This window comes from Streptomyces sp. WAC06614 (assembly GCF_003949795.1).
Taxonomy (GTDB): domain Bacteria; phylum Actinomycetota; class Actinomycetes; order Streptomycetales; family Streptomycetaceae; genus Streptomyces.
Genome location: NZ_RPRY01000073.1, coordinates 1 through 26,741 on the forward strand (window position 1 = coordinate 1; position 26,741 = coordinate 26,741).

23 protein-coding genes are annotated in these 26,741 nt (G+C 73.9%); 13 read left to right on the forward strand and 10 right to left on the reverse strand.

Features of this window, described 5'->3' with window-relative positions:
• Positions 1-411 precede the first annotated feature (411 nt).
• The 4 genes from EF918_RS12805 to EF918_RS12820 all read left to right on the forward strand — a co-directional run bounded on the left by EF918_RS12805 (position 412) and on the right by EF918_RS12820 (position 6,801).
• Positions 412-1,572 (forward strand): aminotransferase class V-fold PLP-dependent enzyme, encoded by a 1,161-nt coding sequence (locus tag EF918_RS12805; RefSeq protein WP_125644963.1) that lies wholly within the window; start codon positions 412-414, stop codon positions 1,570-1,572.
• Positions 1,573-1,703: 131 nt separating this feature from the next.
• Positions 1,704-2,474, forward strand: a complete 771-nt coding sequence (locus EF918_RS12810) for a polysaccharide deacetylase family protein (RefSeq protein ID WP_260610130.1) — start codon at positions 1,704-1,706, stop codon at positions 2,472-2,474.
• Between the two features lie 232 nt (positions 2,475-2,706).
• On the forward strand, positions 2,707-3,819 hold the full coding sequence (locus EF918_RS12815; RefSeq protein ID WP_125644965.1) for a mechanosensitive ion channel family protein: 1,113 nt from the start codon (positions 2,707-2,709) through the stop codon (positions 3,817-3,819).
• A gap of 135 nt (positions 3,820-3,954) precedes the next feature.
• Positions 3,955-6,801 (forward strand): hypothetical protein, encoded by a 2,847-nt coding sequence (locus EF918_RS12820; RefSeq protein ID WP_125644967.1) that lies wholly within the window; start codon positions 3,955-3,957, stop codon positions 6,799-6,801.
• Between the two features lie 1,349 nt (positions 6,802-8,150).
• Here EF918_RS12820 and EF918_RS12825 read toward each other — a convergent pair.
• A complete protein-coding gene (locus tag EF918_RS12825) occupies positions 8,151-8,732 on the reverse strand; it encodes a hypothetical protein (RefSeq protein WP_125644969.1) in 582 nt (193 codons plus the stop codon).
• Positions 8,732-9,982 carry a CHAT domain-containing protein gene (locus EF918_RS12830; protein ID WP_125644971.1) on the reverse strand — a complete coding sequence of 417 codons (1,251 nt, stop codon included), beginning with the start codon at positions 9,980-9,982 and terminating at the stop codon, positions 8,732-8,734. Before EF918_RS12830 ends, EF918_RS12825 begins: the two co-directional genes overlap by 1 nt.
• A gap of 202 nt (positions 9,983-10,184) precedes the next feature.
• On the opposite strand from EF918_RS12830, the gene EF918_RS12835 reads away from it, so the two are divergent.
• The 6 genes from EF918_RS12835 (at position 10,185) to EF918_RS12860 (ending at position 16,607) form a co-directional block, all read left to right on the forward strand.
• On the forward strand, positions 10,185-11,558 hold the full coding sequence (locus EF918_RS12835) for a deoxyribodipyrimidine photo-lyase (protein WP_125644973.1): 1,374 nt from the start codon (positions 10,185-10,187) through the stop codon (positions 11,556-11,558).
• 155 nt (positions 11,559-11,713) lie between these two features.
• Positions 11,714-12,367: an RNA polymerase sigma factor gene (locus tag EF918_RS12840; RefSeq protein ID WP_125644975.1), complete on the forward strand. Its 654-nt coding sequence runs from the start codon at positions 11,714-11,716 to the stop codon at positions 12,365-12,367.
• Positions 12,368-12,428: 61 nt separating this feature from the next.
• Positions 12,429-13,688 (forward strand): NAD(P)/FAD-dependent oxidoreductase, encoded by a 1,260-nt coding sequence (locus EF918_RS12845; RefSeq protein WP_260610132.1) that lies wholly within the window; start codon positions 12,429-12,431, stop codon positions 13,686-13,688.
• Positions 13,685-14,467, forward strand: a complete 783-nt coding sequence (locus EF918_RS12850; RefSeq protein ID WP_221889710.1) for a DUF1365 domain-containing protein — start codon at positions 13,685-13,687, stop codon at positions 14,465-14,467. Before EF918_RS12845 ends, EF918_RS12850 begins: the two co-directional genes overlap by 4 nt.
• An 8-nt stretch (positions 14,468-14,475) precedes the next feature.
• Positions 14,476-15,786 carry a cyclopropane-fatty-acyl-phospholipid synthase family protein gene (locus tag EF918_RS12855; RefSeq protein ID WP_260610134.1) on the forward strand — a complete coding sequence of 437 codons (1,311 nt, stop codon included), beginning with the start codon at positions 14,476-14,478 and terminating at the stop codon, positions 15,784-15,786.
• Positions 15,783-16,607 carry a DUF1295 domain-containing protein gene (locus tag EF918_RS12860; RefSeq protein ID WP_125644981.1) on the forward strand — a complete coding sequence of 275 codons (825 nt, stop codon included), beginning with the start codon at positions 15,783-15,785 and terminating at the stop codon, positions 16,605-16,607. Before EF918_RS12855 ends, EF918_RS12860 begins: the two co-directional genes overlap by 4 nt.
• Before the next feature lie 6 nt (positions 16,608-16,613).
• Here the strand turns inward: EF918_RS12860 and EF918_RS12865 are convergent, their stop codons facing one another.
• Positions 16,614-17,681, reverse strand: a complete 1,068-nt coding sequence (locus EF918_RS12865) for a MerR family transcriptional regulator (protein ID WP_185921727.1) — start codon at positions 17,679-17,681, stop codon at positions 16,614-16,616.
• A 121-nt stretch (positions 17,682-17,802) separates the two neighbouring features.
• Between EF918_RS12865 and EF918_RS12870 the strand changes: the two genes are divergently transcribed.
• Positions 17,803-18,234: an SRPBCC family protein gene (locus EF918_RS12870; RefSeq protein WP_125644985.1), complete on the forward strand. Its 432-nt coding sequence runs from the start codon at positions 17,803-17,805 to the stop codon at positions 18,232-18,234.
• Between the two features lie 20 nt (positions 18,235-18,254).
• On the opposite strand, the gene EF918_RS12875 is transcribed toward EF918_RS12870, so the two are convergent.
• On the reverse strand, positions 18,255-18,893 hold the full coding sequence (locus tag EF918_RS12875) for a carbonic anhydrase (protein ID WP_125644987.1): 639 nt from the start codon (positions 18,891-18,893) through the stop codon (positions 18,255-18,257).
• A gap of 156 nt (positions 18,894-19,049) precedes the next feature.
• Here EF918_RS12875 and EF918_RS12880 point away from each other — a divergent pair, with 156 nt between their 5' ends.
• On the forward strand, positions 19,050-20,291 hold the full coding sequence (locus EF918_RS12880; RefSeq protein ID WP_125644989.1) for an NAD(P)/FAD-dependent oxidoreductase: 1,242 nt from the start codon (positions 19,050-19,052) through the stop codon (positions 20,289-20,291).
• Between the two features lie 49 nt (positions 20,292-20,340).
• Here EF918_RS12880 and EF918_RS39045 read toward each other — a convergent pair whose 3' ends face one another.
• The 3 genes from EF918_RS39045 to EF918_RS12895 all read right to left on the reverse strand — a co-directional run bounded on the left by EF918_RS39045 (position 20,341) and on the right by EF918_RS12895 (position 24,435).
• Positions 20,341-20,694, reverse strand: a complete 354-nt coding sequence (locus EF918_RS39045) for a UBP-type zinc finger domain-containing protein (RefSeq protein WP_125644991.1) — start codon at positions 20,692-20,694, stop codon at positions 20,341-20,343.
• Positions 20,684-22,249 (reverse strand): SDR family oxidoreductase, encoded by a 1,566-nt coding sequence (locus EF918_RS12890; protein ID WP_125644993.1) that lies wholly within the window; start codon positions 22,247-22,249, stop codon positions 20,684-20,686. Before EF918_RS12890 ends, EF918_RS39045 begins: the two co-directional genes overlap by 11 nt.
• Before the next feature lie 62 nt (positions 22,250-22,311).
• Positions 22,312-24,435 carry an MMPL family transporter gene (locus EF918_RS12895; RefSeq protein WP_260610136.1) on the reverse strand — a complete coding sequence of 708 codons (2,124 nt, stop codon included), beginning with the start codon at positions 24,433-24,435 and terminating at the stop codon, positions 22,312-22,314.
• 66 nt (positions 24,436-24,501) lie between these two features.
• On the opposite strand from EF918_RS12895, the gene EF918_RS12900 reads away from it, so the two are divergent.
• Entirely contained in the window at positions 24,502-24,993 is a 492-nt protein-coding gene (locus EF918_RS12900) for a MarR family winged helix-turn-helix transcriptional regulator (protein WP_185921728.1), read from the forward strand.
• 107 nt (positions 24,994-25,100) lie between these two features.
• On the opposite strand, the gene EF918_RS12905 is transcribed toward EF918_RS12900, so the two are convergent.
• The 3 genes from EF918_RS12905 to EF918_RS12915 all read right to left on the reverse strand — a co-directional run bounded on the left by EF918_RS12905 (position 25,101) and on the right by EF918_RS12915 (position 26,649).
• Positions 25,101-25,484: a hypothetical protein gene (locus EF918_RS12905; RefSeq protein ID WP_125644995.1), complete on the reverse strand. Its 384-nt coding sequence runs from the start codon at positions 25,482-25,484 to the stop codon at positions 25,101-25,103.
• 194 nt (positions 25,485-25,678) lie between these two features.
• Positions 25,679-26,278, reverse strand: coding sequence for a hypothetical protein (locus tag EF918_RS12910; protein WP_125644997.1), 600 nt, complete (start codon positions 26,276-26,278; stop codon positions 25,679-25,681).
• Entirely contained in the window at positions 26,275-26,649 is a 375-nt protein-coding gene (locus EF918_RS12915) for a hypothetical protein (RefSeq protein ID WP_125644999.1), read from the reverse strand. The genes EF918_RS12910 and EF918_RS12915 overlap by 4 nt, the downstream gene beginning before the upstream one ends.
• Positions 26,650-26,741 lie beyond the last annotated feature (92 nt).

A 26,741-nucleotide genomic window follows, 5' to 3' on the forward strand; every position in this document is an offset into this window, starting at 1 on the left:
GTCATCGGGGTTCCGGCGGGGTGGGGTCGAGCGGGAGGGTGAGGGTGAAGACGGCTCCGGAGCCGGGGGCGTCGGCGGCGGTCAGCGTGCCGTCGTGCAGGCGGAGGGTCTTGCTGACGAGGGTGCGCAGGTCGACGCCCGCCGTGGCGCAGCCGCCCTCTGTCCCACCCTCCTCGCCCTCGCCGCGTTGTGGGCCTTCGTGCCACGGCCGGCCCCCGGCGCCGGCTCGGTGGACATCACCCGCCTGGGCGCCGAACGGACCGCTTTCGGACCGGGGGCGGGACGTCGGAGCCCCCGGACGGGTGACAGAACGGGGACTCCCTCGATCGTCGCCGGTCCGTGCCCGCCGAGCCGCCCAGCATGGCCGTCTGACCAGGTCGGACAGCTACGAACCGAAAGGCCTTCGCCGCCATGAGACCGTCCGCCGGCCCCGCGCCGCTCCCTCCGGCCCGCGAGCTGTTCGACGTACCGGAAGGCATCGCCTACTTCAACACGGCCAGTCTGGCGCCGACCCTGCGCGCCGGCCTGGCGGCCGGCAGGGCGGCCCTGGAGTGGCGGGCCCAGCCGTGGCGGATCCGGGCCGCCGACTGGTTCACGGCGGCGGAGCGGCGCCGGGAGCTGTTCGCGGCGCTGATCGGGGCCACGGCGGACGATGTCGCGCTGGTGCCGGCGACGAGCTACGGCATGGCGGTCGCCGCGGCGAACCTGACCGCGGCCGCCGGGAGCCGCGTCCTGGTGCTCGCCGACGAGTACCCGTCCGGGATCTACACGTGGTGGCGGTTCGCCGAGGCCACGGGGGCTCGTCTGCTCACGGTCCGGCGTCAGCCGGGGCAGAGCTGGACGGAGGCCGTCCTGGCCGCGGTCGACGCACGCGTGGCCGTGGTGTCGGTGCCCCAGGTGCACTGGACGGACGGTGCGCTGCTGGACCTGGACGCGATCGCCGCGGCGGCGCGGTCGGCCGGTGCCGCGCTCGTGGTCGACGCCAGTCAGTCCGCGGGCGCCATGCCGCTCGACGTGGGCTCCCTGCGGCCGGACTTCCTGGTGACGGTCGGCTACAAGTGGCTGCTCGGCCCCTTCGGCCTGGGCTACCTGTACGTGGCTCCGGCACGGCAGGAAGGGCGGCCGCTGGAGGAGAACTGGATCCAGCGCCGGGGTGCGGAGGACTTCGCCCGGCTCGTCGACTACCGCAGCGACTACGCGCCCGGGGCCCGCCGCTTCGACGTGGGGCAGCGTACGGCGTTCGAGCTCACGCCGATGGCCGTGGCCGCCCTGGAACAGCTGACGCAGTGGACGGTCGCCCGTGTCGCGGCCACGCTCGCGACGGTCACCGACCGCATCGCCGCGGCCGCCGGCACGCGGGGGCTGTCCGTCACCGCGCCGCGCGGGCCGCACATGCTCGGCCTCACCGTTCCCGGCGACCTGCAGAAGCGTCTGGCGAAGGCCCTGGAGGAGGCGGGCGTGTTCACCGGCCCGCGCGGCTCGGCGATCCGTGTCAGCCCGCACCTGCACACCACCGATCAGGACGTCACGCAGTTGCTCACCGCCCTGGACAGCTTCCTGGAGACGGCCTGACCCACGTCCCCGTCCAGGACGGCCGGATCACCCGGGTGCTCGGCACGGCTCGGCCGGGCTCTCCCGGGCTGCGCTCGCACACTCGTGGGAGTGCCGCGCGGGGCGGTGCGGGGTTCGAGGGAGTGCGTGCGGTGGATGTGGGACGACGGGTCGTGGTGGCGGGGCTGTTGGCTGCGGGGGCGACGTCCGGCCGGGGTGCGGTGGCCGTGGCGGCCGGACGGGAGCGGGAGGGGGGACCCCTGGCGGGCCCTCGGCCGGCGGCCTCGCTGCTCGGGCAGGAGATCCGGCGGTTGCCCACCTCCCGCGAGGTGGTGGCGCTCACCTTCAACGCCGCGTGGGACGAGAGCGGACTCGACGCGGTCCTGGCGGAGCTGCGCCGGCGGAAGGTGCCCGCCACGTTCTTCCCGACGGGGAGGTACGCCGAGGCCCACCCGGCAGCCGTACGGGCCATGGCCGAGGCCGGGCACGGGCTGGGCAACCACTCGTACAGCCACCCCTACTTCGACGACCTGAGCACACGTGAACGGGCGCGGGAGGTCCGCGCGGCGGACGCGGCGATCCGTACGGCGTCCGGGGTCGAGCCGCTGCCGTTCTTCCGGTTCCCGTACAGCTCCACGACGCAGGACGCGGTCGCCGACGTCAACGACCTGGGGTACGCGGCGATCGAGTTCACCAACGACACGAACGGCTACCTGGGGCCGGCCGGCGGCATGACCGTCGACGCGGTGGTCCGCAGGGCGGTGGGCTCGCTGGGGCCGGGGGCCGTCCTGCAGATGCACGTCGGGAGCAGCGCGGACGACGGGGTGGTGCTGGACGCCCAGGCCTTGCCGCGGATCATCGACGCGGCCGTGGAGGAGGGGTACGGGATCGTGGACCTGCGTGCGTTCCTCACGGCCTCGTAGGGACGGGGCGCGCGCGAAGCCGTACTCGGCCGTGGGGGTCGGGGCGGCGGGGGTCGTGTCGTGGGCGTGCGTGCGGATGCGCGAGGATGACGGTGCGTTCGGAATGCGTACATCCGTTCCAACGAGGCTGCGCACGACACGATCTGACAGGTGACAAGGTGACTACACAGCACATACGGCGGCCGGTGGCGGCCGCCCGTTCGCTCGTCCTGCGGTCCGCGGGGGCGGGGCGGTGACCCGGGACCTCGTGCTGCACGACTGGGTGGTGGCCGGCATCGCGCTGGGCTCCGGCGCTCTGGCCGGTCTGGTGCTGCGGGCGCTGATGAAGTGGCTGGGCAAGCACGCGAGCAGGACCAGGTGGAGCGGCGACGACATCATCGTCGACGCGCTGCGCACCGTCGTCCCCTGGGCGGCCGTGATCGCCGGGGTCGCCGTGGCCGCTTCGGCGCTGCCGCTCACCGCGCGCATCGGGCGGTTGGTCGACCAGTCGCTGACCGCCGTCCTCATCGTCATCGCGACGCTCAGCGCGGCCCGGGTGGTGGCCGGGCTGGTGCAGTCGGTGGCCGCGTCCCGGACGGGCGTGGCGGCGTCGGCGAGCATCTTCGTCAACATCACCCGGGTCGTGGTGCTGACCATGGGGGTCCTGGTGGCCCTGGAGACGCTCGGGGTGTCCATCGCCCCGCTGGTCACCGCCCTCGGGGTGGGCGGTCTGGCCGTCGCGCTGGCGTTGCAGGACACCCTCGCCAATCTCTTCGCCGGTGTGCACATCCTCGCCTCGAAGACGGTCCAGCCGGGCGACTACATCCGGCTCACCAGCGGTGAGGAGGGCTACGTCGTCGACATCAACTGGCGCAACAGCGTGGTGCGCAACCTGTCGAACAACCTGGTGATCATCCCCAACGGCCGCCTGGCGCGGACGAACATGACGAACTTCTCCCAGCCCGAGCAGAAGCTGTCGATCCTGGTGCAGGTCGGGGTCGGATACGACAGCGACCTGGAGCACGTGGAGAAGGTCACCCTCGACGTGGTCGACAGCGTGATGGCCGACATCACCGGTGGCGTGCCCGACCACGAGGGCGCCGTCCGCTTCCACACCTTCGCGGACTCCCGGATCAACTTCACGGTGATCCTCGGCGTCGGCGAGTTCAGCGACCAGTACCGGATCAAGCACGAGTTCATCAAGCGCCTGCACCAGCGCTACCGTGCGGAGGGCATCTCGATCCCCGCGCCCACCCGCACGGTCTCCCTCCAGCACGACGGGGCGGCCCCGGCGCCGTCGTCCCACCCGCCCGTGCCGCAGCAGCGGGACGCGTCGTCGGAGGTGCTGGCGGACCGGCGGCGGTAGCGGGCCGGGGCTTCGCCGATCGGCCGATTCCGCACGATCAACGGGGGCCGGTGCCTACGATGAGAAGTGGCGCGAATCTGCTTCCCCTGCGCACCTGAACGGCGTACGACAGCCCCTTCTACCCGGTGAGGGCCCGTGGGTGACGCATCGTGGTTTTCGTTGGTCGTCCGGTTCGTACGCGCCGATCCGCTGCGGCGGCCCGCCCGACTGCTCCTCTGGGGTGGTGTCGGCTGGGGACTGGCCGACACCTACGCCGGGCTCACCGCGGGCGGCCCGTGGACGCTGACGCTCCTGGTGCTGTGGGGCGCGGCGGTCGGTGGCGCCGGCAGTCTGGCCTGTGGGCTCGGCGGTGGCGCGGGGTTGCTGCTGCAGGGCGTTGCGCCGACCGCCGTGCTGTGGTGGTTCGTGCCCCTGGTGCTGGTGTTCGGCATCGTGCAGTGGTCGCTGGCCGAAGCGGTGAGCAGCCGGCGGACCGGTGAGGTCGTGCTCGTCATCACCGGGTACGGGCTGGACGAGCCGGGACATCGCCTGCCGCGGCTGGTGCGGTGGCTCGCCCACGGCGCGCTCGTGGTGCCGCTGGTGCTGTGGGCGCGGGAGCCGGCGCTGTCGTCGCTGGCGGTCCTGGGGCTGGTCGGCCTCATGCACCAGCAGTTCCTCAGGGCCACCCGCAGCCTGAGCCGTTACCGGCGGATGGAGGTCGAGGTCTCCGCACTCGCGTGGGTCACCGGCGCCGCGTTGCTGGCGCTGAGCCCGGTGGGCGAGGCCGTCGCCGGGCTGGGCCGGGAACCGCTCTCCGAGGTGCTCGCCGGCTACCTCCTGGTGACCGGGGCGCTCAGCGTGGCCCTGACCGTGTGCACCCGGTTCTGCGAGCGGGCGTTCGTCTCGATCACCGGTCCCCCGCAGGGGCGTCACCGGACCGTGTTCGGCGCGGCCTACGGCTTCCTGCTGCTCCCCGCCTGGCTCGGTGCGCTGGCCCTGACGGTCCGTCCCGGCACCGCGGGCCCGGCGGGGCCCCTGGCCTTCGCGATCGCCCTGCACGTGCTGTTCCTGGCCCTGTTCATGAAACGGCCCTGCGTCCTGCTGTACCGGCTCGACGCTTCGTTGTTCATGCGGTACACGAACCAGGGGGACGAGGAGTGGCTGCACAAGGCCTGGCGGTACGACGCCACGCACGGCCGCGGCGGCACGCTCGACCTCACCCTGGTCCAGGTGCTCAACGAATCCGCCGCGCGGATCTCGCAGGGCACGTTCATCCCTCCTGCGCCCGAGCACTGGGAGAACTTCCTGGGCGGTACGGTGCGCCCGGTGGAACTGTCGGTCCACTGGAGCGACAAGGCGGTGCGGCTGCTCAACCTGACCGCACCGGACGAGGGCGCCCCGCGCGAGGTCCGGCTGGAGCACCGGGCCTGCCGGATCAACTGCCTGACCACGCTGGGGTACACGTACCTGTTGCACGGCTGTCCCGAGGACGGGCAGCGGGCCCTGCGGGACGCCGCCGAGCTGTGCCGGAGGGCGGGACTGCCGAACATCCGCGTCCAGATCGCCAAGGACGCCTGGCTCGCCGGTCTCGACATCGGCCTGGACGGGCTCGACCCGCTCCAGGACGCCCTGCTGAGCCCGCACGTCGTTCCCGCGCTGCGCGCCCGGATGCTGATCGAGGTGGGCAGCTTCCTCCATGTGCGCGGCGATCCCCGGCTCGACTCCTTCGTGGACCGGATGAGCCGCGTCCCCTTCCATCCGGAACGCGCCGGCGCCGAGAAGATCCATCAGCTGCGCGACACGGTCACGATCACCGCTGCCGGCATCGGCGGGCGCTTCCCGTCCTCGCCGAGCGACCTGGACGTGTTCACGCGGGGCGCCGAGATGATCCGGGAACAGGTCCCGGGCAACGCCCGGATCCGGGCGTTCGTGAGCGGCGTGGTGGACGGGATGCTCGACGTGCCCGGCCGACGGGCGATCCGCTCGGGCGTGGCGCAGCTGCGTTCCGGCGACCCGGAACGCGGCGCGGACATCCTGTACCGCACGGCCCTGAGGCTGGCCCGGCGGGGACTGGGGGCCGTGGCGGCGGAACTGCTGGAGCTGAGCGGCGAGGTGTTCGCCCCTGGCGATCCGCGCCGGCTGGCCTGCCTGGAGCAGGCCATCGCGCTCAGGGACGACGACCGCACCCACATGCTGGGCGGTGACGCCCGGATCGCCTACGCGTCGACCACGGAGCCGTTGTACGAGGACGTGGTGGGCCTGCTGGTCGACGGGGCGGGCGACGGGGTGAGGGCGTTCGACCTGGTGGAGCGGGCCCGGTCGCGGGAGCTGGTCAATCTGCTCGGGGAGCGGGTGCCCCGGCCCGAGCTCGACGGACTGGACGACGTCGTGGCCGCGATGATCCGCAGGGAGCGCGCGGCCGAGGAGGTCGGACGCAGCAGGGCCCGCATCGGCCGGGCGTACCTGGCTCCGCACCGGTATCCCGGCACGCCCCCGGACGACGAGGACGGCTGGTCGCCCGGCCTGGCCTGGGCGACGGCGGTGGACACGGCGACCGAGGCGCAGCGTGAGCTCTTCGCGACGATGGAGCGCCTGACGGCGGCCGGCCTGGACGAGGAGGCGCTGGAGCTGGTGTGGCAGCTCGCCAGGGAGGCGACGGCCGAGCGGAGCCTGCGGGTGGAGGCGCGGCGCATGCGGATGGCGGTCGACAGGGCCGGACCGCTGCGGGCCCGGCGGCTGGCCCGGGACCGGCAGCTGGCCGTGTGGGACGCGCTGGCCGACCACGGTGGACGGGCAGCCGAGTACGTGGCGCTGCGCCGGGGGACGCCGCTCACCTTCGCCCAGGTGCGGACGCTGCTCGTCGACGCCGGCTCAGCCGGGCAGGACGCGCAGGGGTCCGCTGCCGGCGAGGAGGTCGGTGGCACGGGCCCGGACGACCGCGACGATCACGGTGTCGCCCCGGAAGTCCAGGACGAGCACGTCGGGGACGGACGTGCCGGCTGACCCGACGAGGGTGACCCGGTCCCCGCGCCGGACCGTGTCCGCGAGCAGGTGCCCCTCGGCGAGCGGGACCGGCAGGACCGTCCTGCCGTCGAGTGCCCCGTCGGCGAGCCGGGGGCCGAGCAGGTCGGTGGGCACGGCCTGCCCGGCGGCCAGGCGGCGCAGCGGGTAGCGGCCGACGAGGTCGCGCGCGTGGTCCCCGTGGAGGTCGGCGAGGGCCAGGGGCCGGTAGGGCGGCACGGAGCGCTGCGCGGTGGTCGGTTCCGTCCAGGCCCGGGCGGCGGCCGTCCCGCCGCCGAGCACCAGTCCCAGGACCAGGACGACCATGGGCCACCGCCTCCTGGAGACCGTCGAAAGGCCGCCCCCGGCGGCGCTGCCGTCCGGGGTGTCGTCCGGGGTGTCGTCCGGTGGGGCGTCGGGTTCCCGCTCGGTGTGGTCCGGCTGCGCCAGGGGCTGCCTCGGTGGAGGCGGCGATTCCCCCGGGATCGCGTGGTCGAGGAGGGCGGACTCGTCGGAATGCACCGCGCCCCTGATCCACAGCCGGTCCAGGGCCTGCCACAAGGCGGGTTCGTCCTCGTGGTGGGCGGGGCGGCGCAGGCCCATCGCCTCCACCAGCGACCACCGGTGGACGTCGAAGGCCGTCCGCACCAGCCGGCCGTACGCCTCTGCCGCCCCGACGGCCGCGAGGTAGGCGAGCCAGGCCACCAGGAATCCGCCCCACCAGCACAGGACCACGGCGTACCAGGGCAGCAGCCAGACCGCGATGCCGCTGCCCGTCAGGGCGAAGGCCACGCCCAGGGCGCACAGGGTCACGGCGAGTTCCAGCTCGCCGAGGGCGACGCCGAGCGTGTGCTGGAACGGTTCGGGGAGCGTGGGGTACAGCCGGGGCCAGGCGATCACCGCCCGGATCGCGTACCGGTCGGTGCTGTACTGCTCCGCGCCGCGCATGACGTTGCCGAGGGTGGTCGGCAGCAGCAGCCGGCCGTCGCGGGGGTAGAGGTGCCAGCGGGGGTCGTCGCTGCGCAACCCGCGGTGGATGGCGGCCTGGCGGCGCCGGCCGCGGTCGGTGAAGGCCTGCGGGAGTCGCGGCCAGTAGCCCTCCAGAAGGCGGACCAACGCCGTGCGCTGCGTCGTGACGATCTGGCTGAGCAGGAGGGCCGCCAGCAGCAGCACGCCCGCGAGGGCCAGCCGCGCCGAGCCGTCCAGGGCCGCCCACCACCGTACGGTCGCCGACCAGCCGACGCCCGCCACGACCAGGGCGCCGAGAGCGGTGAGGAATCCGAGGACGGGGACGAACACGGCGCGCAGGGTGCGCGGTCCGAGGGCCCCGGCGGCCGCGTCGAGGACGCCCATCACGTGCCGCCGCGCCGGGACGGGGGCACCAGGCGGTGGGCGCCCTTCTGACAGGTGTACGCCTTCCAGGGGACGTAGTACTCGAACGTGTTGTCCTCGCCGCAGGTGGTGCACCTGATGCGGACGGGGTCGGGCAGATCGGTCGGCCGTCCCAGCGGATCGGAGTCGATGCCGAGCTGGGGTCCTGCGGACTCCAGCAGTCGGACGGCCTCCTCGCGCAGCGCGTCCCTCGGCACGACCCCCACGACGGTTCCCGCCCGGACCACCACCAACCCGGCGATCCCGGCCGGCCCGTCCAGCGCGTCGAGGACGTCGGCGGAGCTGAGCAGTACGCCGATGTCGGACCGTGCGGAGACCACGAGGACCGGCTGCGGGCCGTCGGGTCCGATCAGCGCGCACGGGTGGCCCGCGCCGTCCAGCAGGACCACGGGACGGCCGGTGCGGTCCGGGCCGTCGGGCTCGGTGTGCGCGGGCTCCGTGTGCGCGGGCTCCGTGTGCGCGGGCTCCGTGTGCGCGGGCTCCGTGTGCGCGGTGGTGACGTCGGTGGTCATGAGGTCGGACACCGTACGGCCGGAGGTCATCAGCACCAGTCTCCCGTCAGCACGAAGGGCGCCCAGTGGTACGGATCGGGGAAGGCCTTCTCCTCCCCCGAGCGGCGCTGGAGGAGCGGCCGGGCGAGCCGCACCTGGGCCGCCCGGACCCGGGCGGCGGTGCGCAGCCCCTCGGCCAGGCCACGGTCGGCGGACAGCGCGTCGTAGACCCGTAGGGCCGCCCCGACGTCACCGGCGCGGGCGAGCAGCCGGGCCTCCTCCAGGAGGAGCGCCGCTCCGAGGGGGGAGCCGTGCGCCGGTGCGGACCGGACCTCCTGGGCATGGCGCAGGACGTCGGCGTGGGTGAGGCCGCGCAGCCACCGCTGGGCACGCCGCAGCGACTCCGCCTTGCTGCTGCCTGCGCGCAGCTCCTCGTAGAAACGGGTCAGCAGCAGTCCGGTGGACAGTTCGTCGACCCGCCACAGCGACACCAGCGTGGACGCCGCCCCCGCGTAGAGCAGGGCCCGGGTGAGCCCGAGCAGTTCGTCGCCGGGACGCCGCTTGCTCAGGCCGCTCTCGCACGAGCCGAGCACCACCAGGTCGACGGCGAGGGACAGGCCGAGGATGTCTTCGGCCGTGAGCCGGCCGTCGGCCAGTTCGACACCGGAACGCATCGGATCGTCCGGCTCGAACACGCCGTGGGCGGTGAAGTGCAGGACGTCGGGGGACTCGTTGCCCGCGCGCAGCCGCTCCAGCAGCGCCGCGCGGGACGCCCGGGCACCGACGAGCACCTCGGGCTCCCCGAACAGCCGGCTCACCGCGGTGGCCTGGGTGTGCGCGAACGTCATCGGCGGATCGGCGGGCGGCGCGGCCACGACCAGCACCGAGGAGCGCGTCGCCTTCCGCTGGGACCAGCAGTACCGCAGGACGGATGCGCTGGGTGTCAGGACGACGGGGTTCCGGTCGGCGAGCGGCGCGCCGCCCAGGGGGACGGCATGGAGCGGCAGCCGGTGCAGCGCGTCGTGGGGGACGAGATGGACGACGTCGCCGGGTGCGGCCCATTCCTCGATCGGCCGCACCAGCGCCCGCAGTGCCTCCCCCGCGAGGTGGTCGGCCATGCGGAACCGCTCACCGCGCACGAGGGCGTAGAAGGCGTTGGCCGAGGCCCTCAGGTCCGCTCGGGTCAGCGCGACCGTACGGATCTGCGGCGTCTCCGCCTCGGGAAGGATCCCGAAGATGCGGATGCCGTGCTCGGTGACGTAGTACTCGACCAGGATGACGCGGACGCTCTCGGCCGACACGCGACTCCTCCCCCACCCGCCGCCCCTCGACTCCCCTCAGGAAGGGTAGGCGGACACCCGCCTCCGCGTCCTGCGGACGGCTCAGCTTCCCGGGGGCGCATCCGCCGGGGTGCGTGCGGCGGAAGGGTCGGCACAGGTATCCCTGACCTGCCGACCGCGCCGCCGCACGGGGCGGCCGGCGGCCGACCGCTGGAAGTGGCCCATGACTGTCTCCGTCGTCCTCTTCACCTCCGACCTGCGGGTGCACGACCATCCGCCGCTGCGGGCCGCTCTGGAGAGCGGGCGGGAGGTCGTGCCGCTGTTCGTGCGTGATCCCGCCGTGGACCGGGCCGGTTTCGCCGCGCCCAACCGGCTGGCGTTCCTCGCGGACTGCCTGACCGACCTCGACCGGTCGCTACGGGACCGCGGCGGCCGGCTGGTCGTGCGTACGGGCGAGACGGTGGCGGAGGTGTGCCGGGCGGTGCGCCAGGCGGACGCCGACGAGGTCCACATGGCGGCCGGGTACTCGGTGTTCGCCCGGGCGCGGGAAGCACGGCTGCGGCACGCCCTGGAGACGGCAGGGTGCCGGCTCTACGTCCACGAGACGGTGGGCACCGTCGTACCTCCGGGCAGCGTCACGCCTCAAGGGTCCGACCACTTCGCCGTGTTCACCCCCTACTTCAGGCGCTGGCTCGCCGAACCGCTGCGCGGTCCCTGGCCCGCTCCGCAGGTGCTGCGGGTTCCGGCCGGGCTGCGGTCGGAGGAGGTGCCGGGCCGTGCGGCCGTGTCCGGCGTGTCGGAAGGGCTGGCCGCCGGAGGCGAGGGCGAAGGCCGCAAGCAACTGCAGTCCTGGCTGTCGCGCCATGTCGACACCTACGAGGAACTCCACGACGACCTCGCGGGGGACGCCACCTCCAAGCTCTCGGCGCACCTGCACTTCGGAACGCTGTCCGCGGGCGAGATCGTGCACCAGGCCCGCCGGCACGGGGGCGTGGGCGCGGCGGCGTTCATCCGCCAGCTCTGCTGGAGGGACTTCCACCAGCAGGTGCTCGCGGCGCGCCCCGAGACCGCCAGGCAGGACTACCGCTCCCGCGAGGACCGCTGGCGGCGGGGACGGGAGGCGGAGGCGGACCTGCGTGCCTGGCAGGAGGGCAGGACGGGGTACCCGATCGTCGACGCCGCCATGCGGCAACTCGCCCATGAGGGATGGATGCACAACAGGGGCCGGCTCGTCACCGCCTCGTTCCTGACCAAGACGCTCTACATCGACTGGCGGGCGGGCGCCCGTCATTTCCTGAGCCTCCTGGTCGACGGCGATGTCGCCAACAACCAGCTCAACTGGCAATGGATGGCCGGCACCGGCACGGACTCCCGGCCCAACCGCGTCCTCAACCCGGTGCTGCAGGGCAGGCGCTACGACCCGGACGGCCGCTACGTCCGGCGCTGGGTCCCGGAGCTCGCCGGGGTGGAGGGCGCAGCGGTCCACGAGCCCTGGCGTCTGCCCGAGCGTGAGCGGGCGGCCTACGACTACCCGGATCCGCTGATCGGCCTCCAGGACGGCCTGGCCCGCTTCCGCGCCGGCCGCCGGCTCGACTGACCCCGGCGGACCGGCGGGCTCCGGCGGGCCGGGCGGGACCGGCGGGCCCCGGCACCCCGCCTCGACAGATTCGATGCAGAACCGATGCGAGTTGATTCGACCCTGGTCGTCCCTCGAAGCTGATCGCATCCCCTCGGGCCGCAGAAGGAGGCGTCATGACCGCACCCCTGGCACACCGCGAGAGCCCGTGCCGATCGGCTGCCGGTGCCGCCGCACGGCGGAACGAGTCGGTCCCCGACCCGGTGATCGCCTCCCTGCTGGCCGAGGGGGACGAGCGGTGGCTCCCCCTGGCCCATGAGCGCTGGAGCCGGCTGGTCCACACCTACGCCGTGCGCGCCCTGGGCGATGCGCGGGAGGCGGAGGACGTCACCCAGCAGGTCTTCCTCGCGGCCTGGCGCGGCCGGTCGGGCTTCCGGCCCGACCGCGGCGCCCTGCCGGCGTGGCTGCTGGGGATCACCCGGCGCAAGACGGCGGACGCGTTGAGCGCGCGGACCCGGCGTCGGGAACTCGTGGCGGCCGCGACCCGGGACGTCTTCGACGGCACGGTCGCGGGCTCCGAACAGGTCGTCGACCGGGTCGTGGTGACGGAGGAACTCGCCCGTCTTCCCCGGCTCCAGCGGGAGGTGCTGGCGCTCGCCTACTTCGGCGATCTCACCCAGGTCGAGATCGCCGACCGTACGGGGATGCCGCTCGGCACCGTCAAGAGCCACGCCCGCCGGGGCATGCAGCGGCTCAGGCTGCGCGTGGCCTCGGCCGACGCGCAGGACCGCTCGGGCCCACCGGTCCGGGCGGCACACAGCACCGAATAGTCCGATGTGGCAGGAGGCCGGGGACGGCGTTCCCGGCCTCCGCGAGCAGGGGGTGGAGAGGTTGGACCGACCGAGCATTGCGGTGGTGGGGGCAGGGGTGTCCGGGCTGACGGCCGCGTACATCATGTCCCGCACCCATGACGTGGTCCTCTACGAGGCGGACGGACGCCTCGGCGGCCACGCGCACACGCACGAGGTGCCGTCACCCGCGGGCGGCGGAACCGTCAGCGTGGACACGGGGTTCATCGTCCACAACGAGCGGACCTACCCCCACCTCCTGCGGCTGTTCCGCGAGCTCGGCGTGACGACGCAGGACTCCGAGATGAGCATGTCGGTCCGGTGCGACGGCTGCGGGCTGGAGTACGCCGGCGCACGCGGCCCGCGCGGGCTCCTGGGGGGCGGCAACCTGCTGCGCGGGCGCCATCTGCTGATGCTCGCCGAGGTGCCCCGGTTCCACCGCGCCGCCCGCCGCGCGCTGGTCGCCGGCGACACCACCCGCACCCTGGGCGACTTCCTGCGCGACCACCGCTTCTCTCCCTATTTCGTCAGCCACTTCGCGGTCCCCCTGGTCGCGGCGGTCTGGTCCTGCGCGCCCGACACCGCACTGCGGTACCCGGCCGTCCACCTCTTCCGCTTCCTCGACCACCACGGGCTGCTGGCGGTCACCGGATCCCCGCAGTGGAAAACCGTCACCGGAGGGTCCAAGGCCTACGTCGACCGGGCCGCCAAGCCCCTGTCCTCGGTCCGTACGGCGACGCCCGTCCGCACCATCGTCCGCGGAGCCGCCGGGGTGCGCCTGGTCACCCAGGACGGCGAGTCGGCCGACCACGCGGCCGTGGTCGTCGCCGTCCATCCCGACCAGGCGCTGCGCCTGCTGGCAGACCCCACGGAGCAGGAGCGCCGCGTCCTCGGCGCCTTCACCTACTCGCGCAACCCGACCGTACTGCACCGGGACGCCACCCTCCTGCCCCGTGGCGCGCACGCCCGGGCCTCGTGGAACTACTGGCTGCCCTCCTGCTCGGCCCGTCCCGGATCCGTCCAGGTCAGCTACGACATGAACCGGCTGCAACGGCTTGCGGGGAGTGCGCCGCACATCGTCACGCTCAACCCCGGGGACCGGATCGACGAGGCCGAGGTCCTGGCCCGGATGACCTACGAACACCCCGTCCACACGCCCGCATCCGTGGCGGCGCAGCGCCTGCTGCCCGCGCTGAACGACCGCGTCACCGTCTACGCGGGCGCCTACCACGGCTGGGGGTTCCACGAGGACGGCTGCCGCTCGGGCGTGGCGGCGGCCAGAGCCCTCGGGGTGATCTGGTGACCTCCGCTCCCGCCCGTACGGCATCGCACCGGACGGCGCCCCGCGTCCCCGCCCTCTACGCGACCGAGGTGCGGCACACCCGCCTCGCGCCCGTCACGTACACGCTCCGGCACCGTACCTACCTGTGGCTGGTCGACCTCGACCGGCTCCCGGTGCTGCCCCGTCTCCTGCGGCCGCTCGCCCGGTTCGACGCGCGGGACCACTTCGGGGGCGACGCTCCCAGCCTGCGCGCCGGTCTCGACGCCTACCTCGCGTCCCGAGGGGTGCACGGTGCGGACGGGCGGGTCCTGATGCTGGCCCACGCACGGGTGCTGGGACACGTCTTCAACCCCCTGACCCTGTACTGGTGCCACGACCGCTCCGGCCGCCTCGTCTGCGCCGTCGCCGAGGTGCACAACACCTACGGCCGACGCCACTGCTACCTGCTGCGTCCCGACGGCCATGGCCGTGACGAGGTGCCCAAGGAGTTCTACGTCTCCCCGTTCTTCGGCGTCGAGGGACGCTACCGGATGCGGCTGCCGCTGCCGGGCGACCGTCTCGACCTCACCGTCCAGCTCCGCCACGGCGACGGATCCGTCCCCCTGACCGCCACCGTCCGCGGCACCCACCGCCCTGCCGGCGTCCGCACGCTGCTCGCCGCCGTCCTGCGCCACCCGTGGTCCACCGCAGGGGTGTCGCTCGGCATTCGCCTGCACGGAATCCGCCTCTACCTCAAAGGCCTCCCCGTTCAGCCCCGGCCGACCCGCCCGGCCCCTCGCGTCCAGGAAGACATACCGTGACTCTCACCCTGCCTCCCACGCCCCGCGGCCAGACGCTCGCCGGCCGACACCTGGTGGACGCCGCGCTCTGGCCGGACGTCGCCCGCCTGCCCCGGGCCTCGGCCCTGCGCACGTCCCTCGCCCGCCGGCTCGTGGAACACGCCTTCCACCGCCTGCCGTTGCAGGTACGGATCGCCGACCCCGCCACCCTCGTGCCCCCGCAGCACCGGAACCCGACCGGCGGCGACCTGCCCGTTCTGATCCTGCGCGACCCGGAAGCGTTCTACCGCCGGATCGGCGCGGACGGTCTGATCGGTTTCGGCGAGTCCTACATGGCGGGCGAATGGGACAGCGACGACCTCGTCGGGGTGCTGACCGTCCTCGCCCGCCACGTGGACGACCTCGTCCCGCGGCCGCTGCGCCGTCTGCGGGGCGCCTGGGTCCGGCGCAGGCCTTCCTCGGACCTCAACACCCTCGAAGGAGCCCGCCGCAACATCCACCGGCACTACGACCTGTCCAACGACCTCTTCGCCACCTTCCTCGACCCCACCCTCACCTACTCCTCCGCCCTCTTCCCCTCCTTGCCCGCCGAGGCCTCCCAACTGGCGGCGGCGCAGCACCGCAAGATCGACCGGCTCCTCGACCTGGCCGGGTGCGGGGCGGGCACCCGGCTCCTGGAGATCGGCACGGGCTGGGGCGAACTCGCCGTCCGGGCCGCCCGGCGCGGCGCCCACGTCCGGACCGTCACGCTCTCGCAGGAGCAACGCGCGCTCGCCCTCGGACGCATCGCGGACGCCGGGGTCGCCGACCGGGTCACCGTCGAACTGTGCGACTACCGTCGCGTCGACGGCACCTACGACGCCGTGGTCAGCGTCGAGATGATCGAGGCCGTGGGAGCCGCGTACTGGCCGGCGTACTTCGGCGCGCTGCGCCGCCTGCTGGCCCCCGGCGGCCGGGTCGCGCTCCAGGCCATCACCATGCCGCACGAGCGGATGCTGAACACCGCCCGCACCCACACCTGGATCAGCAAGTACGTGTTCCCCGGCGGGCTCATCCCGTCCCGGGAGGCCATCGCCCGGGAGAGTGCGGCGGCCGGCCTGCGCCTCGTCGAGGACACCGGCTACGGCGCGCACTACGCGGAAACGCTGCGGCTGTGGCGCGAGCGGTTCCGCCACGCGTCCGACGAGGTGACCGCACTCGGTTTCGACCACACCTTCCGGCGGATGTGGGAGCTCTACCTCGCCTACTCCGAGGCCGGCTTCCGCTCCCGGTACCTCGACGTCCGGCACGTCGTGCTCACCGGCTCCGGCGGCCCCGCCGAGGACGGGATGCTCCGATGACGGCCGTGGACACCGGAGCCTTCGTCACCCTGCTGGCCGCCTCGGCCGGTACGGCGCTCGCCGTGATGCTGGTGACCTTCGCCCTCGCCCTGGTCAAGGGGGTGCACCGGATCGTCGACGTGGCCTGGGGCGTGGCGTTCGCGGCCGTCGCCGTCGTCGCCTGGTGCCTGTCGGCCGGGTACGGCGACCCGGTCAGGCGGACCGCCGTGGCCGCCGCCACCGTCGTGTGGGGGCTCCGGCTCGCCGTGCACATCGCCCGTCGCGGGCGGGGCCACGGGGAGGACCCGAGGTACGCCCGCATGCTCGCCCGGGCGCCGGGCAGCCCGGCGCTGTACGCGCTGCGCATCGTCTACCTCCTCCAGGGCGCCCTGGTCTGGCTGGTGTCCCTTCCGGTGCAGGCCGCCGTACTCCTGCCGCAACCCCTGGGGGCGACCGCGCTGCTGGGGCTCGCGCTGTGGGCGGCCGGGCTGTTCTTCGAGGCGCTCGGGGACCACCAGCTCGCCCGGTTCAAGGCCGATCCCGCGAACAAGGGCCGCATCATGGACCGCGGCCTGTGGGCGTGGACCCGCCACCCGAACTACTTCGGCGACTTCCTCGTCTGGTGGGGCCTGTACCTCACGGCCTGCGCCACCTGGCAGACCGCGGCCGTCACGGTCGTCTCGCCGCTCGTGATGAGCGCCCTGCTCATCAAGGGCAGCGGCAAACGTCTGCTGGAGGCCCATATGGCCGGCCGCCCCGGGTACGCCGACTACCAGGCCCGCACCAGCGGCTTCCTGCCGCGGCCCCCGCGCGTCCCGCGCCCTGCGGGCCGGCCCCGTTGACGAGGGTCACCGCCCCGCGGGGACCTCGTCGGTGGCGCCGGCCGGCCGCCCGTCCCCTGCCGGGGGACCGGCCGGCTCCCGGTAGAGGCCGCCGAGCGCGTCCAGCGCTTCGCGCAGCCCGCGCGGCCGCATCATGCCCGCCGACGCCGCCGCCTGCACGGGCCAGCCGGGTCCCGCGAGCAGGACGACGGGCGCGGTACGGGCCCCCTTGAGGCCGAACGCCGTGGCCGCCACGTGCCGGGCCAGGGCGGCGTCCGCCGTCGAGCGGGACTGCGACCACAGCACCACCGCCGCAGGGCCCGAGCGGCGCACCGCCGCCTGCAGGGCTTCCGTGGGCACGGCCGCGCCGAACATCCGGGCCGGGAGCCCGCGCTCGGCCAGTCCCGCCGCCAGCGCTTCCAGGGGCAGGGTGTGCTGCTCCCCCGGCAGGCAGGCCAGCACGACCGGGGGCAGGTGGGGCGGGACCGGGGGCGCGGTGGCCGGGGCGCGCCGCAGCGCGGTCGACACGTGCCAGGACAACAGGTGTTCCACCTCGACGTACCGGTCGTCCGTCGACTCCCATTTGCGGCCGACCGCGTGCAGCGTCGGCGCCATCACTTCCTCCCACGCGGTCACCAGGCCGTGGTCCTCGATGGCCTGCCGCAGCAGGGCTTCCATGGCCGGACTGTCGAGCCGTACGGCGGCACGCGCGAGCCCGCGGCACTCCTGACGTACGTCACCGAGGGGCAGCCCGTTGCCCGAACCGGGCTGACGGGCCGGCCGCGGGCCACCCGGCGGCGGGGCCGTCTCCCGGCTCAGCGGCGCCCGGTTCGCGGTACGGGGCTCCCCTGCCGGCCGGCGGCGCGTGGCCGCCGCGGCGCGGGCGGCCTCGGCCGGCGGGACGCCGGAGGAGGTGAGGCGGCACATCTCCTCCAGCATCGCGACGTCCTCCGGCATCCACCGCCGGTGGCGGCCGCCTTCACGGACGGCCGGACCGATTCCGTACCGCAGTTCCCAGGACCGGACCGTGGTGGGTGAGACGCCGAGCCGACGTGCCACCACGCCCGTCGAGACACCCAGCACCGCTTCGGACATGCCCCCCATTCTACGAGGCGGGGGCCGCGCATCCGCAGGACGGAGATCGCCGGAAGTCTCGTGCAGCAGACGAAAACACCGACGGAACCCAGCGACAGAACCCACCGACGGAGGAGACGACATGATTCGAGTGGTGCGCACCATGGTCGTTCGGCGACCGATGGACCAGGTGGTGGACCATCTCGCGGACTTCACCCGTGCGCGGGAGTGGGATCCCGCCACCGTGGCGTGCGTCCGCCTCGACGAGGGCCCCGTGCGACCGGGGGCACGGTGGCGCAACACCTCACGCTTCCGGGGGCGCACGAGCGAGGTCTCGTACCGGCTGGACATCCGGGCACGGGACCATCTGGTGTTCGTCGGCGAGAACAGCCGGGTCCACGTCACGGACGACCTGCGCTTCACCGAGGTGTCCGGAGCGTCGACCCGGCTGGTCTACGGTGCGACCTTCCGCTTCAAGGGCCTGGCGCGGCTGGCCGAGCCGTTCCTGCGCCGCGAGGTGGACCGGCTCGCGGACGACGTCGCCGTGACGCTGCCCCGGGCGATGACCTCGTGAGTCCCGGCCACGGCCGACGCTCAGGCCACCGGCGTGGGCAGCCCTCGGGCGGTGACCAGCCGGGCGCTGCCGTCGGCCAGCCGGTACGACAGGCCCACCACGGCGGTGCGGCCCGTCGCGACCTGGTCGGCCAGTACACGGGAGCGGTCCAGGAGGAGGTCGACGGTGTGCCGTATGTGCTCGGCGATGATGTCGTCGTCCCCCGTGAGTCCGGCGGCCTGGGCGGCCAGGACGCTGGACGTCACGCGCTCGATGACGTCGCGGACGTACCCGGTGGCACTGACGCCGTCGCTCAGGGCCGCGCGGGTGGCGGCGACCGCGCCGCACGAGTCGTGGCCCAGCACGACCACCAGCGGGCAGTCCAGCACGCTGACGGCGTACTCGATGCTGCCGAGGACCTCGGCTCCTGCCACGTGGCCGGCCGTGCGGACCACGAACAGGTCGCCGAGACCGCGGTCGAAGATGATCTCGGCCGCCAGGCGCGAGTCCGAACAGCCGAACAGGACCGCGAACGGCTTCTGGAGCGGTGCCGTCTCGGCGCGCCGCAGGGCGTCCTGGTTGGGGTGCTCGGGCGTCCCCGCGGTGAAGCGGTCGTTGCCGGCGAGCAGCAGGTCGAGAGCCTCGGAGGGAGTCAGGGCGGAGGGCATGGAGTCGCTCATGGCCGCAGCGTACTTGCCCCGCTCCAAGGCCGCCCACGCCGGTGCTCCGAGCCACTGCCGCACCGACCGCAGCCCGGATGCGGCGCGCCCTGCGTCGGTGCCGGGCGGGCGTGCGTAGCCTGGCCGCAAGAGTCGTTCGAGGAGTGCGGGGCGTTCATGGCCGGGACACGGGACGAACGGCACGATGTCGTGGTCGTCGGAGCGGGGGCCGCCGGGCTGGCGTGCGCCGCGGACCTGGTGGCGGCGGGCCTGCGGGTGCGCCTGGTGGAGGCCGAGGACACGGTGGGCGGTCGTATCCGCACCGACCGGGTCGCGGGCTTCACCGCCGACCGGGGCTTCCAGGTGTTCAACACCAGCTATCCGCAGGTCAAGCGCCGTCTGGACCTGCCCGGCCTGTTCCTGCGGCCGTTCACCCCCGGGGTCCTGGTACACACCGACGCCGGCCGGATCCGGCTCGCCGATCCCACCCGGCGTCCCCGCGACGGCATCGGTCTCCTCCGGGGCGGCCGCGTCGCCCCGCGCGACGTCCTCGCGTTCGGCGCCCTGTCGGCCCGTGCCCTGCTCGCCCCCGCTTCCCTCCTGCGGGCCCGGCCCGACGTCACCACCCGGACGGCACTGGCCGAGGCGGGGTTCTCCGAGGACTTCGTGGAGACGGTCCTGCGGCCCTTCCTGTCGGGTGTCTTCCTGGAGGACTCCCTGGAGACCTCGGCCCGCTTCTTCCACCTGGTGTGGCGGAGCATGCTGCGCGGCACGCTCTGTCTGCCCCGCGACGGCATCGGCGCCGTGCCGGCCCAGCTCGCGGCGGGCCTGCCCGGGGCGGTGCTGCGCACGTCGTCGCCGGTCTCCGCGCTCACGTCCACGGGCGTGGTGCTCGGCGAGGAGGAGCTGCCGGCGCGCGCCGTGGTCGTCGCCACCGGGGCCCCCGCGGCGGCCCGCCTGCTGCCCGGCCTCCGGCCGCCCCAGGGGCGCACCGTGACGACGCTCTACCACGCGGTCGAGCGCTCTCCCCTGCCGGAACCCACCCTGCTGGTCGACGCCCGGCGCAGGTTCCTGAACTCCTGTGTCCTCACCGAGGTCCAGCCCGGCTACGCGGCCGACGGCCGGGCCCTGGTGTCGACCTCGGTGCTCGGCGCCCCGACGCCGGCGGAGGAGGCCGCCGTCCTCGCCGCCCTCGCCGAGGCGTACGGAACGGACACCGCGACCTGGGAGCCGGTCCATCGCGTCACGGTGCGGGACGCCCTGCCCGCCATGCCACCGCCGCTGCCGCTCACCCGGACCACCCGCATCGCCCCGGGCCGCTACGCCTGCGGGGACCACCGCGCGACGGGCTCCCTCCAGGGGGCGCTCGCCTCGGGGGCGAAGGCGGCCCGGGAGGTGCTCGCCGACCTCGCTCCGTAGCCCGTAGCTCCCTCGGGGGGCCCGTAGCTCCGTCGTACGAGGATCCGCGTCAGGGCGCCCGGACGAGGAACACCTCGTCGACGAAGCACCAGGCCCAGGACTCGTCGGGGGCCAGGGACAGGGCCACGGGGTGGCCGGTCTCCTCGTGGTGGGCGTGGGCGTGGCGGCCCCGGGAGCTGTCGCAGCACCCGACGTGCCCGCACGTGGCGCACCACCTCAGCCGGACCCAGCCCCAGCCGCGGACGCGGCACGGGGCGCACACCCGTTCGGGTGACCGCGCCGCGTCCGGCAGTGTCCGCAGGTGGGAGCAGACACGTCCGTCGGGACGGCCCCCGTCGGGCGACACCGTCCACGCGGAGGGCGTCTCGCGCGGGCCGTCGCGGTCGGCGCCGTCACCGGCCATGCGTCGTCGCCTTAGGGCCGTGCCCCCGGGCGGGTTCCGGGGGCGGCGGGGCGCCGTCCGTGAGGTGTTCCGCGGCGCGGGTGATGTTGCGGGCCATGCCGCCGAAGACCACGGCGTGGAACGGGGACACGCTCCACCAGTAGAGGTGGCCGAGCAGGCCGCGCGGGTGGAACAGGGCCCGCTGCCGGTAGCGGGAGCCGCTGCCGTGCGGGTCGACGTACATTTCGAGCCAGGCGAGGCCGGGCAGGCGCATCTCCGCGCGGAGCCGGAGCAGGCGGCCCGGTTCGATCTCCTCCACCCGCCAGAAGTCCAGGGAGTCGCCGACCCGCAGCCGGGTGGCGTCGCGGCGGCCGCGGCGGATGCCGGCGCCGCCGACCAGCCGGTCGAGCCAGCCGCGCACCGCCCAGGCGAGCGGGGCGGAGTACCAGCCGTTCTCGCCGCCGATGCCCTCGATGATGTGCCACAGCTCGCGCGGGCCCGCGGAGCTCTCCCGGGACCGGTGGTCGGTGTAGAGGCTGCCGCCCGCCCAGTCGGGGTCGGTGGGCAGCGGGTCGCTGGGCGCGCCCGGCAGGGACGCGTTGGACCAGCGGGTGGTGACGTTGGCCTCGCGGACCCGCTGGAGCGCCAGTTCCAGGGAGCGGTCGAAGCCGATGGGGTGTCCCGGCACGTCGGGGACGTACGTCGTGATGTCGCGGTCGTGGCAGACCACCTCGTGGCGCAGCGACTCGGCCAGGGGCCTGGCCAGGGCCCGGGGGACCGGGGTGACCAGGCCGATCCACAGGCTGGACAGCCGTGGGGTGAGCATGGGCACCCGCAGGATCAGCCGTGGCCGCAGCTTGGCGACCTCGGCGTAGCGGCGCATCATCTGCTCGTAGGTCATGATGTCCGGCCCGCCGATGTCGAAGGTCCGGTTGACCTCTGGGGGCATGTGGGCGCTGCCGACGAGGTAGCGCAGGACGTCGCGGACGGCGATGGGCTGGACGCGGGTGCCGACCCAGCTCGGGGTGACCATGGCGGGGAGCCGTTCGGTGAGGTAGCGCAGCATCTCGAAGGAGGCGGAGCCCGACCCGATGACCACGGCGGCGCGCAGCACCGTGGCGGGGACCGGCCCGTCCAGGAAGATCTGGCCGACCTCGGCGCGGGAGCGCAGGTGCGGGGAGAGGGTGTCCGCGGGTGCGTCGGCGGGGACGAGGCCGCCGAGGTAGACGATGCGGCGCACGCCGGCGGCCCGGGCCGCCTCGGTGAAGGTACGGGCCGCCTCCCGGTCGCGTTCCTCGAAGCGCGGGCCGGTGTTGAGGGAGTGGACGAGGTAGTAGGCGACGTCGATGTCCCGCAGGGCGGCGGTGGTGCCGGCCGCGTCGGTGACGTCCCCGCGGACGGTTTCGACGCGACCGGCCCAGGGGTGGTCACGCAGCCGTTCGGGTGAACGGGCGAGGCAGCGGACCCGATGGCCGGCCTTCAGGAGTTCGGGCACCAGGCGGCCGCCGATGTATCCGCTCGCACCGGTGACCAGGCAGCGCAGCGGCGCCTGCTGTCCTTGCGTCGTGCTGTCCACGGCTGCCTCCGTTCCTGTGGCCGCCCGTTTCCCGGGTCCCGGCCGACGTCTTGTCCTCAGGATCACTCGGTTCGTACGGGGATTCCGGTCGGCTGCTCCGTGCCGGTCGCGGCCGCCGGCCGGGCCAGTGCGCTGGGCCACCAGCCGCGCGGGCCGATGTCGATGACCAGGGCCGGTACCAGCAGGGACCGGACGACCAGCGTGTCCAGCAGCACACCGAAGGCGACGATGAACGCGATCTGGACCATGAACGCCAGCGGGATCACCATCAGGGCCGCGAACGTCGCGGCGAGGACCACGCCGGCGGAGGTGATCACCCCGCCCGTGCTGATCAGGCCGCGCAGGACGCCCTGGCGGGTGCCGTGGCGCAGCGACTCCTCACGCACGCGGGACATCAGGAAGATGTTGTAGTCGACGCCGAGGGCGACGAGGAAGACGAATCCGTACAGCGGGACGGAGGCGTCCGTCCCGCTGAAGCCCAGGACGTGCTCGAAGAGCAGTGCGCAGACGCCGAGCGTGGCCAGGAAGTTGAGGGCGACGGTGGCCACCAGCAGGACCGGGACGAGGACCGAGCGCAGCAGACCGACCAGGATGAGCAGGATGATGCACAGGACGACGGGGACGATGACCGTCCGGTCACGTGCCGAGGTCTGCTGGGTGTCGTACTGCTGCGCCGTGTAGCCGCCGACGAGTGCGTCGGCTCCGGGCACCGCGTGCAGACGCTCGCGCAGCCGGTGCACCGTCTCCTTGGCGGCGTCGCTGTCCGCGGTCGCTTCGAGGGTGGCGTCCAGGCGGACCCGGCCGTCCACGACCAGCGGTGCGCCCGCTCCGGAGCGGGCGTCGGCGGTGAGGGGACGCACGGAGGCCACCCCTTCGGTCCGCCGGGCGGTCTCCTGGACCTCGGCGGCCCGTTCGGCGTCGGCGATGATCACGGCCGGATTGCCCGACCCTGCGGGGAAGTGCCGGGCCAGGGCCTGCTGGGCGCTGACCGAGGGGGCGTCGTTGACGAAGATCTCGTCCAGGGGCACGCCCTTGGACGACAGGGCGGGTGAGAAGGCGGCGAGCATCAGGAGGAGGACGCCGGTGGAGAGCCACACCCGGCGCGGGGCCCGGTCGATCACGGCGGCGACGCGCTGCCACACCCGGTGCCCGCCGTCGCCGGCGTCGGCCGGACCGGGGGTCGCCGGCCAGTAGGCGGCCCGGCCCAGCAGCACCAGGACGGCGGGCAGGAAGGTCAGCGTCGTCAGGACGGCGCAGACGATGCCGATCGCCCCGACCGGGCCGAGGGCCCGGTTGTTCGTCAGGTCGCTCGCCAGCAGCGCCAGCAGTCCCAGGGCCACGGTGGCGGCACTCGCGACGATCGCTCCGGCGGAGCGGCGCACGGCGGCCAGCGCGGCCCGGATCCGGTCGCCGCGGGCGACGAGTTCTTCCCGGAACCGGGCGGCCAGCAGCAGCGCGTAGTCGGTCGCAGCCCCGATCACCAGGATCGACAGGATCCCCTGGATCTGCCCGTCCACCCGCACCACGTCGCGGTCGGCCAGTACGTAGACCACCGCGCACGCCAGGCCGAGCGCGAGGACGGCACCGACGATGATCACGAAGGGGAGCAGCACACTGCGGTAGACCAGGAGCAGGATCAGCAGCACCGCCCCCAGGGCCACCCCCAGCAACAGTCCGTCGATACCGGCGAACGCGGCGACGAGGTCCTTCTGGGTCGCCGCCGGCCCGGCGATCCGCACCTCGGTCCCCGGCACCGCTCCCGCCGCGCCGCGCACCTGGTCCAGGACCTCGGGCAGCGCGTCGCCGAGCTCCGCGGCCAGCGGCACCACGGCCTGGATCGCCTCCCCGTCACGGGAGACGACGGCCGGTGACGGAGCGGCTGCGATCCCCGTCCGGCCGACGAGGCCGGCCATGGCCTGCGCGGCGGCCCGCTCCTGGGCGGCCGTCACCCGCCCGTCGTCCACGGTCCACACCACGATGGCGGGGACCGGAGCCGAGGCCTCGAACGCCTTGCGGGCCTCCAGGGCCTTCGTCGACTCGGCGCTGCGCGGCAGGAACGCCGCCTGGTCGTTCGTGGCGACCTCGCCCAGCTTCCCGGCGAACGGGCCGAGCGTGCCGCCGATGCCCAGCCAGACGAGGACGAGCACCAGCGGCACGGCCCAGCGCGTCCAGCGCGGTGTCCTGATCACTGCCACCCTCACTTACTTCAACGATGGAGAATCTCAACGATTGAGAGATCTTATGCTGAGATCATGCCTGACGCCGAGAGCCCTGCTCCCCCTCTTCCGTCCGACGACCCGATCGGGTTGCAGTCCTTCGCGGTCCTTTTGCGGCGGATGAACGCCGAGTTCCATCGGATCGCACAGGAGTTCGCCCAGGCTCAGGGCCTCCACCTCACCGACGTCCAGGCGCTGATCGCCGTCCTGGACTCGGAGGCGCACGGCGAGGGCGCCATGACCCCGGGCCAACTGGCCAGACAGATGAACCTCACCTCGGGGGCCGTCTCCGCCTGCCTGGACCGTCTGGAGAAGGCGGGCCACGTGCAGCGCGTCCGCTCCGCCGACGACCGCCGCGTCGTCCACGTCCATTACGCCCAGGCCGGCCGGCAGGTGGCGCGCGACTACTTCCGCCCGCTCGCCCACAGCACCGACGCCGCCCGCGCACACTTCACGCCGGACGAGCTCCAGGTGGTGGTGCGCTTCCTCGCCGAGATGAACCGACAGCTCGCTCTCGTCCGACGCTGAGCGCTCCGCACGAGGACGCGGCCGGGGCCCGGCTCACATGCGACAGGGCACCTACGGCAAGCGGTAGGTGCCCTTGTCGGCGGACTTCGCGGCCGGCGACCGCGCCGTCAATCCTTGTTCATCACCACGGTGAAGGTGACGTCCCTGCCCGATGTGTACTCGGTGTGGTCCCACACCGACATGTGGGTCCGGTTCTGCAGGCGCATCTGCAGGACCTCGGTCGCGTTGTTCCATCGGTAGTTCACGAACCGGAAGTTCCCGCCCGGGCCCTCGACCCTCTTGACGTCCCAGGCGCAGTCCCTCGTCCGGTCGCGCTCGCACGTGGAATAGGGCCGGGCGCGAAGGCCGCAGTCATCTCCCTGCCAGAGGTCGATGCGGCTCAGTCGGTCGTCGGACGAACGCCAGGTTCCCGCGAAGGGGTTGGCGACGCACGAGGCGGAGGCCTGCCCTGCCGGGAGGACGGTCACGGCGGCCGCGAGGGGCAGGGTCACGGCGGCCAGCGCGCACAGCGCCCTGCACCGGCGCAGTGGGATGCCTGCGGAAGAGATGCCTGCGGAAGAGCTGCGTGTCATCGTGGGGCCTCCCTCATCCCTTCGCATTCCCTCCCTGTTCCAGCCCAGCACCGCCGGATCGGGGCCGCAACTCGGGGGCAGCGACATGGTTTTCCGTGCAACAGGTTGCCTGCCTACGGGGAGTGCGCCAGCAGTTCGACGGGGGACCGCAGAGGGAGTTCCGCCGGCAGGTTCAGGCGTCCCTGCCTGGAGGCGACGGGGATCTCCCGGACGGCGAGCTTCGCCTCGGCCGTGCACTCCCCGGCGCGTACGGCGACCAGGCGGGCGTCGCGGACGACCGCGACGAACCCGGTGATCTCGAAGACGACGGTGAGGCCCACCTCGACGGTGGCCGCCGGGACACCATCGACCAGGACGTCCACCACCGGGTGATGGGTGGACGTGATGCTGTGCGTGGTGAGGGCGACCAGCTCCTCGCTCCCCGGGTACCGGCGGGTCCGCAGGGCGGCGTCCCGCAGAGCGCGGTGTTTGACCCAGCCGGCGGCGAGCAGCGAGACGAGATCGAGCTCCAGGAGCCCGCCGATGACGGAGGCCAGTTCCACCTCGACGGCCCGGTCGGCGGCGCTCGTCAGGGCGCGCGGCCCCGGGAGGAGCCCGGCCCCGGCGTGCTGGTCGTGCAGCGCCCTGCTCAGGGCTTCGTCCGCGCCGCGGTCGTCCCTGCCCAGCAGGAAGGACCGGACGGTCAGCGGCGCGGCGGCAGGAGCACGGGTCATGGCTCTTCCTCCTGAACGGTCTGCTCCCCGGGATCCGCTCGCGGTTGGAGCCGTACCGCATGACCGGGCGGGCCGTCGACGGCGGTGGTCGCGCTGTGGGGGCGCAGCCGGGCGCTGACGTGCCCGTGCACCCAGCGCGGCCCGCGCTGACGGTGGGACAGCATTGCGGCGCCCACGGCGGCCAGCAGCCCGACGCCGAGCAGGCTCGGCCCGACCACCCAGCCGACCGGGACCGCGCTGCTGCCGTCGGGGTTCGAGTCCGGCGGGTTCGGCAGGTTGGGGTCCGGGGGGTCGGGGACGTTGGGGTCCGGCGGGTTCGGGAGGTTTGGGTCCGGCGGGTTCGGCACGTTCGGGTCCGGCGGATTCGGCACGGTCGGATGCGGGGGATTCGGCACGTTCGGATCCGGCGGATTCGGGACGGTCGGATCCGAACGTGCCGAATCCGCCGGACCCGAACGTGCCG